Genomic DNA, 12,645 nt, shown 5'->3' on the forward strand with positions numbered 1-12,645 from the left:
GGGAAGGCGATCCCGGAGCACCTCGGCCCGCCGGGTGCAACGGGGTGGCAGGCGGTCCGGTCATGCGGCGCACCCGACGGCAGCGCGCCGGCGGCGACCCTCCATCCCACACCGGCCCTGAGCGCGAGATCCCGGGCGCGAGCACGACCCAGGACCTCTGCACGAGCCGTCACACCGCCTCGAGAAGAGCCGCTGATCTGCTGCTCCTGGCCCGGCGGGCGGGATGAAACCGGGGCGTTCACGGGGATCATCGCCTGGCTCACCGGACGACGAAGGCCTCCGACCGGCAAAAGTGCTGGTCAAAGGCCTTGTGCGGCTCCCCCGACTGGACTTGAACCAGTAACCCTGCGATTAACAGTCGCATGCTCTGCCAATTGAGCTACGGGGGATGAGCGGGATCGACCCGCTGGCCCGTCGAGAGTACCGCACGCCCGAGAGGCCCCCGCGCGCGGCTCGCGGACGGCGGAGGCGTGCGCAGCCCAGGTAGCGTGTCGACGTTCACCGCACGTTCACCTTGGAGGAACCCCCATGGCCAAGCTGTCGTTCCTCGCCGGATTCGGCGCTGGCTACGTGCTCGGATCCCGCGCCGGCCGCGAGCGCTACGAGCAGCTCCGGCGCACCTGGGACAAGGCCAAGGACGACCCGCGCCTGCAGAGCATCGCGGGCATGGCGCAGGCCAAGGCCGACGACGCGGTGTCCACCCTCAAGGCCCAGCTGGGCGGCGAACCCCAGCGCTGAGCCCGGCTCAGTCCGGCTGCTCGGCGGCGACCGTCTCGGCGAGCTTCTGGCGGGCGGTCTCGCGGGCCACCGGGTCGTCGCGGTCGGCGTCGTCGTCGAACACGACGGTCCACTCCCGCTCCGCCTGACCGGGCACCCGGCGGGCCACCAGCACCACGCCGCCACGCCCCGGCAGCGGGGTGCGGCGGCTGGTGACGATCGTCTGGTCCACCCGCCGGCGCACGACCGCCGGCAGCTCACCGGCGTCGGTGAGCACGTGCCGCACTGCCGGCAGCCGGGCCTGCACGCCGGGCTCCACCTCGGTGAGCGGGGTGACGGTGAAGGAGCCGCCGCCGTCGTTGGTCGCGGCCCAGCGGGCGTGCCCGACCTCGTGCCAGGGCAGCAGCGCCGCCGCTCCCCCGGCCGCGTCGACGGTCCGCAGCCCCCGGGACGTGGCGACCAGCCACCCGCCGTCACGGGCGCGCGCGCCCCAGGCGAGCACCTGCTCGTCGGGATCGGCCACCGCCGCGCGCACCACCTCCGGCGGTCGCGCGAACCTGCGTCGCAACCCGTCCAGGAACGTCATGACGCGAGCCCGCCCATCGCCCGCTCCCGCAGCGACCGCGCCTGCGCCTCGAGCGCCACGAGCTGGCCGAAGATCTTCGTGTAATCCTCGGCCTGCTCGACCGGGTTCATCCGCTGCAGCCGCCCCTTGAGCGCCGCCACCTGGCGGACGGTGGCCATCTCCTGCAGCCGGGCGAGGATCGCGTTGACGTAGGCGGGGTCGCCCTCGCCGGTCACCGAGCGCATGGGCTCCACCGCCAGCGCCGTCAGCAGGGCGCGGGCGCTCTCCCGGTCGCAGTGCCCGGACACCTCGTCCAGCCAGGCCGGACCGGTGACGGTCGCCCCGGCGGCACCGCCGGCCGCGGCCACCGCCGCGGCGACGGCGGCGTAGTCGGCATCGGTGTAAGCGGCCGGCGGGACCGCGTCGAAGGCCGGCCCGGCGTACTCGGGCACCTGCAGCGCAGCCTTCACCGCCTCCCGCTCGACGGCGACCGCGGCGTCGTCCGGGCTCCGCTTGGGCGCGCGGGGGCGGCCGCGCGAGGCGCCCCCGCCCCCGCCCCCGCCCCCGTCGCCGGTGAGCCGGCGCACCCGCTCCTGCACCTCGGACTCGTCGGTGTTGCCGATCAACCCGGCCAGCTCGCGGGCGTAGGCCGGCCGCAGCGCGTGGTCCTTGATCTGCGCGACCAGCGGCACCGTCTTCTCCAGCGCGGCCACCCGGCCCTCGACGGTGTCCAGGTCGTAGCCGGCGAGCGTGGTCCTGAGCACGAAGGCGATCAGCGGCGTGCGCCGGGCGACGAGGTCGCGGACGGCGGCGTCGCCGTGCTCCTGCCGCAGCTCGCAGGGGTCGCGCCCCTCCTGCTCGACCGCGACGAAGGTCTGCCCGACGAAGCGCTGGTCCTCGGCGAAGGTCTTCATCGCCGCGGCCTGGCCGGCGGCGTCGCCGTCGAAGGTGTAGACGACCTCGCCGCGGAACTCGTCCTGGTCCATGAGCAGCCGGCGCAGCACGCCGATGTGCTCGGCGCCGAAGGCGGTGCCGCAGGAGGCCACCGCCGTCGTCACACCGGCGAGGTGGCAGGCCATCACGTCGGTGTAGCCCTCGACGACGACGGCCTGGTGCCGACGGGCGATGTCGCGCTTGGCGCGGTCGATGCCGTAGAGCACGCTGCTCTTCTTGTAGAGGGGGGTCTCCGGGGTGTTGAGGTACTTGGGCCCCGGGTCGTCGTCCATGAGCTTGCGCGCGCCGAAGCCGATGACGTCGCCGGTGATGTCGCGGATCGGCCACACCAGCCGCCGGTGGAACCGGTCGATCAGGGTGCCTCGGGAGGACTCCTTGGCCAGCCCGCCGGTGACCAGCTCGGCCTGGGTGAACCCCTTGGCCCGCAGGTGGCGGGTCAGCCCGTCCCACCCGCCCGGCGCGTAGCCGCAGCCGAAGTCCAGCGCGGCCTGCCGGTCGAACGCGCGGTCGGCGAGGAACTGCCGGGCCGGCGCTGCCTCCGGCGTACCGAGCTGCTCGGCGTAGAAGGCAGCCGCCGCGGTGTTGGCCGCCACCAGCCGCGCCCGCTGGCCGACCGACGCCCGGTCGGGCCCGGCGGTGGGGCGACCACCGTCGTCCTCGTACTTCAGCTCGACGTTGGCCCGGCCGGCCAGCAGCTCGACGGCCTCGGAGAAAGAAAGATGGTCGATCTCCTGCACGAAGCGGATGACGTCACCGCCCACCCCGCACCCGAAGCAGTGGTAGAGGCCGCGACTGGGCGTCACCTGGAACGACGGGGACTTCTCGTCGTGGAACGGGCACAGCCCCTTGAGGCTGCCGCCACCCGCACGCTTGAGCTGCAGGTGCTCGCCGACGATCTCGTCGATCTTGCTGCGTTCGCGGACCAGCGCGATGTCCGCTGCCCGGATGCGACCCCGCCCGGCCATCAGGCAGCCGCCGCCGCTGCGGCCCGCCGGCGGAGCACGTGCTCCCACCACAGCAGGAAGATCTGCTGGTCGAGGGGCAGCTCGCCGTCCATGGTGATCGTGGCCCGCGGGGTCCAGCCGGGGGTGCTGCCGCTCTCGGCCACCGGGCGCCCGTGCCGCAGGAACCGGTGCGTACCCCTCCACCGGGACGCCGGCCGCACCTCGATCGCCGTGCCCTCCAGGTCGATCGCCCAGGTGCCCTTCCAGGCCGACGCCTGCCGCGCCCGCAGCCGGGCGGTGTCCTCCGGGTCGCCCTCCCGGCGCCCGGTGAGCTCGCGCCTGTGCCGCGCGTACACCCACGCCACGCCGTCGACGGCCACCGTCGCCGACTCCGTCCACGTCGCGGACCGCAGCGTCGCGACGACCTCGCCGTCGCGGAGCACCGGCAGGACGCCCTTCGGAAGGCCGTGCGTGCCGGCCCTGCCCAGTTTGAGCACCGTCGTCCCTCCCTCAGCCGATGCCCGGTGCGCCGGCGACGCTCTCGCCGGTGACGCGGTAGAGCAGGTATGCGGCAGTCTCCCGCAGGATGTAGCGGAACTGGGTGGCGCGGGTCTGCACCGCCGGCCCCTGCCGGGTGGGCGAGCTGTCCGCCTGCATCCCGGCGTCCTCCGCCATCCGCTCGGCGCGCATCGCGTGCCAGGGGTCGGTGACCAGCACCGCCCGCTCCCAGCCGCGCTCGGCGAAGGCCCGACCGACCACCCGCATGCTCTCCAGGGTGTCCACGCCCTCGGGCACCGCCAGCAACGCCTCGGCGGGCACTCCGGCCCGAACCAGGTAGTCGCGGCCGGCCTCGGCCTCGGTGAACGCGTCACCCGCCGCCTTGCCCCCCACCGTGACGATCACCGGGGCGACCCCGGCCTCGTACAGCGCCCGCGCGTGCTCGAGCCGCGCCTCGAAGATCGACGACGGCACGCCGTTGTACTGCGCCGAACCGAGCACCACGATGGCGTCGGACTCCGGGCGGGAGTCCTGCCGCGCCGTCCACCAGATGGCCAGCGCCGTGGAGGCGACCAGCAGCAGGGCGGCCAGGACGCCGGCCCCGGCCACTCGCGACACCAGACTCCGCACACCCACCCGTCATGGGTACCACGCGGCACCGACCGTGCGCGCCCTCCCCCGCGGGTGTGCCGGAGCCCCGCCCGGAGCCGGCGCGGGCGCCGTCCGGGGCGGTCCGGTCGGCCGGGCTCAGCCGATCCGGCAGACGCGGGGACCGTTCTCGTTGATGACCGCGAGCTCCGCGGTGGCGCCGTCCTCCCAGCGGACCGTGACCTGCTGGACCGTCGCGCCCTCGACCGGGTCGTCGACCACCTCGGCGACCTCGGCCGATCCCGGCCGGAGGTACTCGTCCTGCATCCCCGGGACGTCGAGCCGCTGCCGCTCCTCCTCGCAGAGGAGCTGGTAGGAGGTCTCGGTGTCACCGGCGGCGAGGGCGGCGAGGAACACCTGGGTGACCTCGGTGGACTGGTCGGCCGGGGAGCCCCGGACCACGTACAGCCCGGCCACCATGCCGCCGGCCAGCAGGGCGACGCCGAGGATGCCGGCGATCAGCCAGCCCTGGCGACGTCGCGGGGTGCCCGTGTGCAGCGGCGCCGGGTCGTCGTCGTAGAGGAAGGGTCCCTGCGTCATGACTCGACTCCGGTCTCGATCCGCTCCTCGCTCGCTGGCGCTCGCTGCGATGCTCCCTCGACCGTCGTTCTCGTGGACGTCATCCGCCGCTCGTCTCCAGTTCTGCCCCCGCGGGAGGCCGTGGGTCGTCGCGGTCGGCCAGCCAGCCCTCGGGCAGCGCCACCGGCCGCGGCGTGCTGGTGCGCCCGCGCGGCGCGCCCAGGACGGCGGTCGGGTACGGCTGGTCGGGGATGCCGTCGAGCAGCGCGGCGAGCTCCTCGAGACCGCTGACCATCGCCAGCGCCCGCCGGGTGTCCGACCCCACCGAGAAGCCCTTGAGGTACCAGGCCACGTGCTTGCGGAAGTCGCTGCAGCCGTGCTGCTCGCCGTGCTCCTCGGCCAGCAGCGTGGCGTGCCGGTGCATCACGGCGGCCACCTCGCGCATCGTGGGCAGCGCCCGGCGGCTCTCACCGGCGAAGGCGGCGGCCAGGTCCCCGAACAGCCAGGGCCGGCCCAGGCACCCACGCCCGATGACGACGCCCGCGCACCCGGTCTCGGCGACCATGCGCAGCGCGTCGTCGGCCTCCCAGATGTCCCCGTTGCCGAGCACCGGGATGTCGACGGCCTCGGCCAGCCGGGCGATGGGCGACCAGTCGGCCGTGCCGCTGTAGAGCTGGTCGGCGGTGCGCCCGTGCAGCGTGATGGCGGCGGCGCCCTCGTCCTGGGCGATCCGGCCGGCGTCGAGGTAGGTGACGTGGTCGGCGTCGATGCCGATGCGGGTCTTGATGGTCACCGGGACGTCGCGGGCGGCGCGCACCGCCTCGCGCACGATGTTCCGCAGCAGCACCCGGTGCCACGGGAGGGCCGAACCGCCGCCCTTGCGGGTCACCTTGGGCACCGGGCAGCCGAAGTTCAGGTCGATGTGCGCCGGGCGCGTGCCGGCGACGCCCTCGTCGACCAGCATCTCCACCGCCCGCCCGACGGTGGCGGGGTCGACGCCGTACAGCTGGACGGAGAAGGCATCCTTCTCGTCGGCGGTCGCCCGGATCATCCGCAGCGTCTTCGCGCTCCGCTCGACCAGCGCCCGCGTGGTGATCATCTCGCAGACGTACAGCCCGGCACCGAACTCGCGGCACAGCGTGCGGAAGGCCGGGTTGGTGATGCCGGCCATCGGCGCGAGCACGACGGCGGGGTCCACGGTGAGCGCGCCCAGCCGCAGCGGCGGCAGCGCCGTCGTCGTCCGCTCGAGCGTGCTGGTCATGGGACCCAGAGTAGGCGGCGAGGACGGTCACCCCGACCGCCCGGCCGGGTGAGCCGCACCTCCCGCCCGGCAGCGGCGCCGGCTCACCCCGCCCTGGCCGTCCCGCCCGGCTCGACCCGCGCGGAGCAGCGTGGAGCCGGGCGCGCACGCGGCTGGACCTCCCCTCGCGCGGGTCGAGCCGGTAGCACGGACCCCTCGTTCGCCGGTCGGGCCCGGTCCCCATCCCGGCGTGGTTCCACAGCTCGCCCGCGACCCGCTCCGGCCCGGTGCCGCACCGGCACCCTCGTCGGCATGCTCCGCTCCCCGTCCGTGCCGCTCACCGTCGCCGAACCCGCACGCCGGCGGCTCGGCATCGTCACGACGGCCGAGCTCACCGCCGCCGGCGTGACGAAGACGGAGATCGCCGGCGCCGTCCGCAGCGGCGCCTGGGTCCGGCTCCGGCCCGGCGTCCTGGTCACCGCGGCGGACCTCCGCGAGACGACGAGCAGCGGACGGCGCCCGGGGCTGGATGCGCTGTCCGTGCTCACCAGCCTCGACCGCCCGACGGCCGTGCTCAGCGGCGCGACCGCCGCGTGGGTGTGGGGCCTGCCGCGACCACGGTCGGCGACGCCGCTGACCGAGCTGACCGACCCCCACCGGTGGCGCCGCGGCCGGGGATGGCTGATGACGCGCGCCGCCCTGCCGGACGACGAGGTGACCGTGCGCGGCGCCTACCCGGTGACCACCGCCGCCCGCACGCTCGTCGACGTCGCCAGGGCCTGGCCGGAGGTGGATGCCGTCGCCGCGGCGGATGCTGCCTTGCTGCGCGGGTTGACCACCCGGGAGGAGCTGCGGCGGGTCCTGGACCGGCAGTGGTGCGTCCCGGGGGTCCCCCGCGCGGTGCGCGCGGTCGCGCTGGCCGACGGGCGGGCCGAGTCGTGGCTGGAGACGTACGGCCGGCTGACCTTCGCCGCGCTCGGCCTCCCGCCCTTCACCCCGCAGGTCGAGCTCTGGGCGGAAGGACGCCTGCTGAAGGTGGTGGACGGCTGGTACCCGGACGCTGCGCTCGCCGTCGAGTTCGACGGCCGGGTCAAGTACCGCCGGCCCGCCCACGGGCGGACGCCGGAGGAGGAGCTCTGGCGGGAGAAGCGGACGGAGGACCTGCTGAGATCGCTGGGGGTCCAGTTCGTGCGCATCACCAACGAGGACCTGACCGACGGTCGCGCGGCGCTGGTCCGGCAGGTGCGGCGGTCGCTCGCACGGGCCGCGCCGTCGGTGCGCGGGTTCCGGGAGGTGCCGCGGGCCGAGGGCCGGCACCGGGCCGGGGACACCGGGGACGACGGCTGGCTGGCCCGGGTCGACGACCGGGTGGGCCGGACACCGACCGGCCACCTCACCCCGACCGGGTCGACCCGTGCAGGGCGCGGTTGAGCCGCGTGCGCACGCGGCTCAACCCTGTCCCGTCCGGGTCAAGCCGGACGGGACAGGGACAGGACGGGGGTGAGGCGGGATCAGCAGCCGGGCAGTCGGGCGGCCAGGTAGGACTCGACCTGGGTCAGGCCCACGCGCTCCTGGCTCATCGAGTCGCGCTCGCGGACGGTCACCGCGTCGTCCTCGAGGGTGTCGAAGTCGACCGTCAGGCAGAACGGCGTGCCGATCTCGTCCTGGCGGCGGTACCGGCGGCCGATGGCGCCGGCGTCGTCGAAGTCGACGTTCCAGTTCCGCCGCAGCGCGGCGGCCAGGTCCTTCGCCTTGGGCGAGAGGTCGGCGTTGCGCGACAGCGGCAGGACGGCGGCCTTGACCGGCGCCAGCCGCGGGTCGAGCCGGAGCACCGTGCGGACGTCGACGCCGCCCTTGGCGTTGGGCGCCTCGTCCTCGGTGTAGGCCTCCACGAGGAAGGCCATCAGCGACCGGGTCAGGCCGGCCGCGGGCTCGATCACGTAGGGCGTCCAGCGGGTGTTGGTCGCCTGGTCGAAGTACGACAGGTCCGTGCCGGAGTGCTTCGAGTGCGTGGAGAGGTCGAAGTCGGTGCGGTTGGCGATGCCCTCGAGCTCGCCCCACTCCGAGCCCTGGAACCCGAACCGGTACTCGATGTCGACGGTGCGCTTCGAGTAGTGCGAGAGCTTCTCCTGCGCGTGCTCGTAGTGCCGCAGGTTCTCCGGGGCGATGCCCAGGTCGGTGTACCAGCGGGTGCGCTCGTCGATCCAGTACTGGTGCCACTCCTCGTCGCTGCCCGGCTCGACGAAGAACTCCATCTCCATCTGCTCGAACTCGCGGGTGCGGAAGATGAAGTTGCCCGGCGTGATCTCGTTGCGGAAGGACTTGCCGATCTGGCCGATGCCGAACGGCGGCTTCTTCCGGGCGGCGCCCATCACGTTGGCGAAGTTCACGAAGATGCCCTGCGCGGTCTCCGGGCGGAGGTAGTGCAGGCCGGACTCGTCCTCGACCGGGCCGAGGTAGGTCTTCAGCATCATGTTGAAGTCGCGCGGCTCGGTCCAGGCGCCCTTGGTGCCGCAGTTCGGGCAGGAGATGTCGGCCAGGCCGTTCTCGGGCAACCGGCCCTTCTTCTCCTCGTAGGCCTCCTCGAGGTGGTCGGCCCGGAAGCGCTTGTGGCAGCTCTGGCACTCGGTCAGGGGGTCGGTGAAGACGCCGACGTGACCGGAGGCCACCCACGTCTGGCGGGGCAGGATCACCGAGGAGTCCAGGCCGACGATGTCGTCCCGGCTCTGGACGACGGTGCGCCACCACTGCTTCTTGATGTTCTCCTTGAGCTCGACGCCCAGGGGGCCGTAGTCCCACGCCGACCGCGTACCGCCGTAGATCTCGCCGGACGGGAAGACGAACCCCCGGCGCTTGCAGAGGTTGACGACCTTGTCGAGGCGGGCGGGGTCGTGCTTGGCGGTGCTCACGCGGAGGGGCTCCATCCGGCTGGCGGTCGGCGGTTGACCCGTCCACGGTAGTTGCCTGCCCGCCGGCGTCCTCAGTCGGTGACCGCGGCCGGCGCCTGCCCGGCGGCGGACGCCGGCCCCGCGGCGAAGCGCAGCGCCAGGGCCGCCCGGATCTCGGCGTGCCGCACGAGGAAGGCGCGCTCGTCCAGGCGCTTGCGACGCAGCCAGCCGGTGACCTCGTCGTTGCACTTGCTGGCGTTGCACGAGGCGCACGCCGGCGCGATGTTGTCCAGCGTGTAGCGCCCGCCACGGGACAGCGCGAGCACGCAGTCGCGCTGCAGCGGTGTGCCGGTCGCCCCGCAGTAGGCGCAGCCACCCCAGGCGTCCTGCAGCGCCCCCCACTGCTCGGCGCTCAGGTCGTGCTCGACCGCGTCCATGCGGCGCTTGCGCCGGCGGGCGTACCGGGCGGTGCGGGTGCGGCTGACCACCGGCCGACCGTAGGCGCTGCCGGTCAGTCGGTGAGGTAGACACCCGGCTCGTCGACGGCGTGCACCCAGACCGGCGCCCCGGCGATCTTCACCTCGGACGCCGACAGCGCCCGGCGGTAGGAGCCGACGCCGTCCCACCGGGTCACCAGGGCCCAGAGCCCGGGCTCGTCGGCCGAGCGGCCCACCTCGCCGTCCCGGAAGCCTGGCCGGCCGGCGAGCGCGGCCAGCAGCCGGGCCACCTCGTCCGCCAGTACCGGCGCGTCCGCCTCCGCCACCCGCAACCGCGTCACCGCGAACACCCGTGCTCCCCTCGTCCGGCTGCGCAGACGCTCTCACGCGGGCCTGTTCCCGTGGACGCGTGGTCCGCACCACCCGGCAGCGCGATCCCCGGTCCGCCCGGGCGGGTGCTCACCGCAGGTAGAGGCGGACGGTGTCGATCTCCTCCCGCAGCAGCCGGACGTCCTCACGGGTCGGGCGCGGCGTCTCGGTGAGCTCCCGGGCCAGCGCCAGGTCCCAGCCGGTGTTCTCCCGCACCTGCTCCACGGACACCCCCGGGTGCACCTGCGCGAGTTCGAGCTCGCCGAACTTGTCCGGCCGGCGGAGCACGCCCAGGGGGGTGATGACCGTGGCGACCCCGTGCCCGGGAGGGATCGAGCGCGGATCGGCCGCTCGCGCGCGCACCGGGCTGGGCGAGGTGCAGAAGTCCAGCTCCGCCGGGAGCGCCCCGGTGTCGTGCCGGCGGAGGACCACGATGCACTCCCCCGCGTTCGGCATGATGTCCGCCGCCCCGCCGGAGCCGGGCAGCCGCACCGTGGGCCGGCGCCAGTCCCCGATCAGGCTGGTGTTGAGGCTGCCGTGCCGGTCGACCTGGGCGGCGCCGAGGAACCCGACGTCGACGTTGCCGCCCTGCAGCACGTAACCGAACAGCGCCTGCATGCTCACCACGGCGTCGGCCCCCGAGACGAGCACCGAGTCCGCGATGCCCTCGGCCATGCCCTCGGGATGCGCTCCGATGACACCGGACTCGTAGACCAGCTCGAGGAACGGGTTGACCGTGCGCTTGGCCAGGTCCACCGCCAGCGTCGGCAACCCGACGCCCGCGAAGACCCGTCCCTTCCCGGCCAGCTCCCGCGCCGCGACGACCGCCAGGAACTCCGTGCTCGACACCGCGACGCTGTCGTCGGGCTCGCTGGTGGCGATGGCGGTCACGGCAGCCTCCGTCCGTAGTCGACCGGTCGGGACAGCCGTTCCCCGACGGCGACGGCGGCCGGCCAGTGGTCGCCCAGCTTGGCCAGGTAGGCCGCCCGGTCGGGCACCCCGTGGACCCACTCGGCCAGCCACGCCTGCAACCGCGCCGGCTCCCTGCTGATCGGCGTCCAGTCGCGGTAGAAGGCGTTGTCCCGGTCGTAGCAGCCCTGCACGTAGGACGGGTGCGCCCCGCCCGGGCAGTGCACGACCGCGTCCACCGCGTGCGCCGGGATGAGGGTGCGGTTGGGGTCGGAGCGCACGACTTCCTCGTCGACGATCTCCTCCACCGTGACGATCGCCCGCCGGCCGGCGTAGACGACCTCCTGCTGCGCGCCCACGATCCCCCACAGCTGGACGTTGCCGTAGCGGTCGGCCCGCTGGGCGTGCACCACGGTGACGTCGGGCGCCAAGGCCGGGACGACGTGCACCGGGGCGCCGCCGTAGGGGTCCTCGACCACCCGGATCTGCGGGTTGAGCTCGGGCAGGTCGCTGCCGGCGTAGGAGCGCAGCGGGAAGAACGGCAGCCCCGACGCCGCCGCCTGGTAGCGGCAGAACATCCCGTAGTGGCTGTACTCCTCCACCTCGAGCGGCTCGGGATCGTGCTGCTCGATCCGCCGGCGCACCTCGTGCAGCGAGCCGGCGGACCCGCTGGCGAAGAAGCTGGCCACGAGCTTGCGCACCGTGCCCGCCGCGATCATCTGGTCGGCGATCAGGTCCGGCGTCATCCGGCAGAGCGTCAGGTCTCGTCGGCCCTGCCGGATGATCTCGTGCCCCGCCGCGAACGGGATGAGGTGCCCGAAGCCCTCCAGGGCCACGGTCATCCCGTCCTCGACGTACTCCGCGATCGCGTCGGCCAGCCCACGGGTCTTGACCGGCTTCACCGCACCCGCTTCCCGCCAGGCGTGGTCGTGCCGGCCCGGGCCGGCTCAGCCCCCGAGGACATCGCCGAAGGTCTCCTCCACGTCGACGAACAGCTCCTCGAGCCCCTCGCTGCCGATGAACTCCTCCGGCACGTAGTTCGGGTCCAGCGCCTCCACCACCTCGGGGTCCTCGGTGGCGCTGCGCATGGCGTCCTCGAGCTCCTGCACCACCTCGTCAGGCGTGCCCGCCGGTGCGATGACGCCGAACGTCGTGGTGCTCTGGGTGAGCTCCGGGTAGCCCAGTTCGGTGAAGGTGGGCGCGTCGACGTAGTCCAGCTGCTCCTCGGTGCCGACGGCGAGAGCCCGCAGCTCGCCGGACTCGAGGGAGGGGAGCATGTCCTGTGACATGTTCGTGAAGCCCGCGGTCACGTTGCCACCCAGCAGCGCCGTCTTGACCTCGGAGCCGCCCTCGAACGGGACCACGGTCAGCGGCACGTCGTAGAGCTCGGTGATCCGCTGGGTCTCGGCAGCGTGGGTGTTGGTGGCCCCCGGCGTGGCGACCGTGACCGAGCCGGGGTCGGCGCGGGCCGCCTCGAACAGCGACTCGAGGTCCTGGTGCGGGCTGTCCCCCGGCACGAGGAGTGCGGAGGGGACCTGGGTGGCGACGCCGATCGGGACGAAGTCCTCACGGGTGTAGCCGACGTCGTTGACGAGGTAGTTGAGCACCGCGGTGGGCAGCGCCGTCATCGACAGCGTGTGGCCGTCGGCCTCCGCGGCGATGAGCTGCTGGTAGGCGGTGGCCCCCGAGGCGCCGGGCAGGTTCTCGACGACGACCGTCTCGCCGAGCTCCTCCTCCAGGTAGGAGGCCAGCGACCGCGCGGCGATGTCGGTCGGCCCGCCGGCGGTGTAGGGCACTATGAGGCGGATCGACTCCGTGGGGAACTCCGCGCCCTCGGCGGAGGTTTCGGTGGAACCGGACTCCTCGCCGCAGGCGGTGAGGACCAGGCCGGCGGCGAGCAGCGGTGCGGCGAAAGCACGCAGAGACGTCATCGCTCTCCAGAAGCAGTCGGGGCCGG

14 protein-coding genes and 1 tRNA gene are annotated in these 12,645 nt (G+C 74.0%); 2 read left to right on the forward strand and 13 right to left on the reverse strand.

The window, feature by feature from the left end:
- Nucleotides 1-316: 316 nt before the first annotated feature.
- Nucleotides 317-389 (reverse strand) — tRNA-Asn (locus O2W17_RS02040).
- 139 nt (nt 390-528) lie between these two features.
- On the opposite strand from O2W17_RS02040, the gene O2W17_RS02045 reads away from it, so the two are divergent.
- A complete protein-coding gene (locus tag O2W17_RS02045) occupies nt 529-738 on the forward strand; it encodes a hypothetical protein (RefSeq protein ID WP_269190727.1) in 210 nt (69 codons plus the stop codon).
- A gap of 7 nt (nt 739-745) precedes the next feature.
- Here the strand turns inward: O2W17_RS02045 and O2W17_RS02050 are convergent, their stop codons facing one another.
- The 6 genes from O2W17_RS02050 to dusB all read right to left on the reverse strand — a co-directional run bounded on the left by O2W17_RS02050 (nt 746) and on the right by dusB (nt 6,106).
- Nucleotides 746-1,303 (reverse strand): hypothetical protein, encoded by a 558-nt coding sequence (locus tag O2W17_RS02050; protein WP_269190728.1) that lies wholly within the window; start codon nt 1,301-1,303, stop codon nt 746-748.
- A complete protein-coding gene (dnaG, locus tag O2W17_RS02055) occupies nt 1,300-3,201 on the reverse strand; it encodes a DNA primase (RefSeq protein ID WP_269190729.1) in 1,902 nt (633 codons plus the stop codon). The genes O2W17_RS02050 and dnaG overlap by 4 nt, the downstream gene beginning before the upstream one ends.
- Nucleotides 3,201-3,677, reverse strand: coding sequence for a hypothetical protein (locus O2W17_RS02060; RefSeq protein ID WP_269190730.1), 477 nt, complete (start codon nt 3,675-3,677; stop codon nt 3,201-3,203). Before O2W17_RS02060 ends, dnaG begins: the two co-directional genes overlap by 1 nt.
- Nucleotides 3,678-3,690: 13 nt before the next feature.
- The gene (locus tag O2W17_RS02065; protein WP_269190731.1) at nt 3,691-4,314 is read right to left on the reverse strand and encodes a YdcF family protein; all 624 of its coding nucleotides are present in this window, start codon (nt 4,312-4,314) and stop codon (nt 3,691-3,693) included.
- Nucleotides 4,315-4,425: 111 nt separating this feature from the next.
- Entirely contained in the window at nt 4,426-4,866 is a 441-nt protein-coding gene (locus O2W17_RS02070) for an Rv0361 family membrane protein (RefSeq protein ID WP_269190732.1), read from the reverse strand.
- A gap of 79 nt (nt 4,867-4,945) precedes the next feature.
- Nucleotides 4,946-6,106 (reverse strand): tRNA dihydrouridine synthase DusB, encoded by a 1,161-nt coding sequence (gene dusB / locus O2W17_RS02075; protein WP_269190733.1) that lies wholly within the window; start codon nt 6,104-6,106, stop codon nt 4,946-4,948.
- Between the two features lie 291 nt (nt 6,107-6,397).
- Between dusB and O2W17_RS02080 the strand changes: the two genes are divergently transcribed.
- Entirely contained in the window at nt 6,398-7,516 is a 1,119-nt protein-coding gene (locus O2W17_RS02080) for a type IV toxin-antitoxin system AbiEi family antitoxin domain-containing protein (protein WP_269190734.1), read from the forward strand.
- Between the two features lie 80 nt (nt 7,517-7,596).
- Here the strand turns inward: O2W17_RS02080 and O2W17_RS02085 are convergent, their stop codons facing one another.
- The 6 genes from O2W17_RS02085 to O2W17_RS02110 all read right to left on the reverse strand — a co-directional run bounded on the left by O2W17_RS02085 (nt 7,597) and on the right by O2W17_RS02110 (nt 12,619).
- Nucleotides 7,597-8,994 carry a glycine--tRNA ligase gene (locus tag O2W17_RS02085; protein WP_269190735.1) on the reverse strand — a complete coding sequence of 466 codons (1,398 nt, stop codon included), beginning with the start codon at nt 8,992-8,994 and terminating at the stop codon, nt 7,597-7,599.
- Between the two features lie 71 nt (nt 8,995-9,065).
- Nucleotides 9,066-9,461, reverse strand: coding sequence for an HNH endonuclease (locus tag O2W17_RS02090; RefSeq protein ID WP_269190736.1), 396 nt, complete (start codon nt 9,459-9,461; stop codon nt 9,066-9,068).
- A gap of 23 nt (nt 9,462-9,484) precedes the next feature.
- The gene (locus O2W17_RS02095; protein WP_269190737.1) at nt 9,485-9,760 is read right to left on the reverse strand and encodes an antibiotic biosynthesis monooxygenase family protein; all 276 of its coding nucleotides are present in this window, start codon (nt 9,758-9,760) and stop codon (nt 9,485-9,487) included.
- Nucleotides 9,761-9,869: 109 nt separating this feature from the next.
- Nucleotides 9,870-10,670: a CoA-transferase subunit beta gene (locus tag O2W17_RS02100; protein ID WP_269190738.1), complete on the reverse strand. Its 801-nt coding sequence runs from the start codon at nt 10,668-10,670 to the stop codon at nt 9,870-9,872.
- On the reverse strand, nt 10,667-11,590 hold the full coding sequence (locus tag O2W17_RS02105; RefSeq protein WP_269190739.1) for a CoA transferase subunit A: 924 nt from the start codon (nt 11,588-11,590) through the stop codon (nt 10,667-10,669). Before O2W17_RS02105 ends, O2W17_RS02100 begins: the two co-directional genes overlap by 4 nt.
- Nucleotides 11,591-11,635: 45 nt before the next feature.
- Nucleotides 11,636-12,619 (reverse strand): tripartite tricarboxylate transporter substrate binding protein, encoded by a 984-nt coding sequence (locus tag O2W17_RS02110; protein WP_269190740.1) that lies wholly within the window; start codon nt 12,617-12,619, stop codon nt 11,636-11,638.
- Nucleotides 12,620-12,645: the final 26 nt, after the last annotated feature.

Source organism: Blastococcus sp. VKM Ac-2987 (genome assembly GCF_026967805.1).
Classification (GTDB): domain Bacteria; phylum Actinomycetota; class Actinomycetes; order Mycobacteriales; family Geodermatophilaceae; genus Blastococcus.

Coding starts and splice junctions, on each gene's coding strand:
- O2W17_RS02045 (WP_269190727.1), top strand. CDS start 529: ATGGCCAAGCTGTCGTTCCTCGCCGGATTCGGCGCTGGCTACGTGCTC.
- O2W17_RS02050 (WP_269190728.1), bottom strand. CDS start 1,303: ATGACGTTCCTGGACGGGTTGCGACGCAGGTTCGCGCGACCGCCGGAG.
- dnaG (WP_269190729.1), bottom strand. CDS start 3,201: ATGGCCGGGCGGGGTCGCATCCGGGCAGCGGACATCGCGCTGGTCCGC.
- O2W17_RS02070 (WP_269190732.1), bottom strand. CDS start 4,866: ATGACGCAGGGACCCTTCCTCTACGACGACGACCCGGCGCCGCTGCAC.
- dusB (WP_269190733.1), bottom strand. CDS start 6,106: ATGACCAGCACGCTCGAGCGGACGACGACGGCGCTGCCGCCGCTGCGG.
- O2W17_RS02080 (WP_269190734.1), top strand. CDS start 6,398: ATGCTCCGCTCCCCGTCCGTGCCGCTCACCGTCGCCGAACCCGCACGC.
- O2W17_RS02110 (WP_269190740.1), bottom strand. CDS start 12,619: ATGACGTCTCTGCGTGCTTTCGCCGCACCGCTGCTCGCCGCCGGCCTG.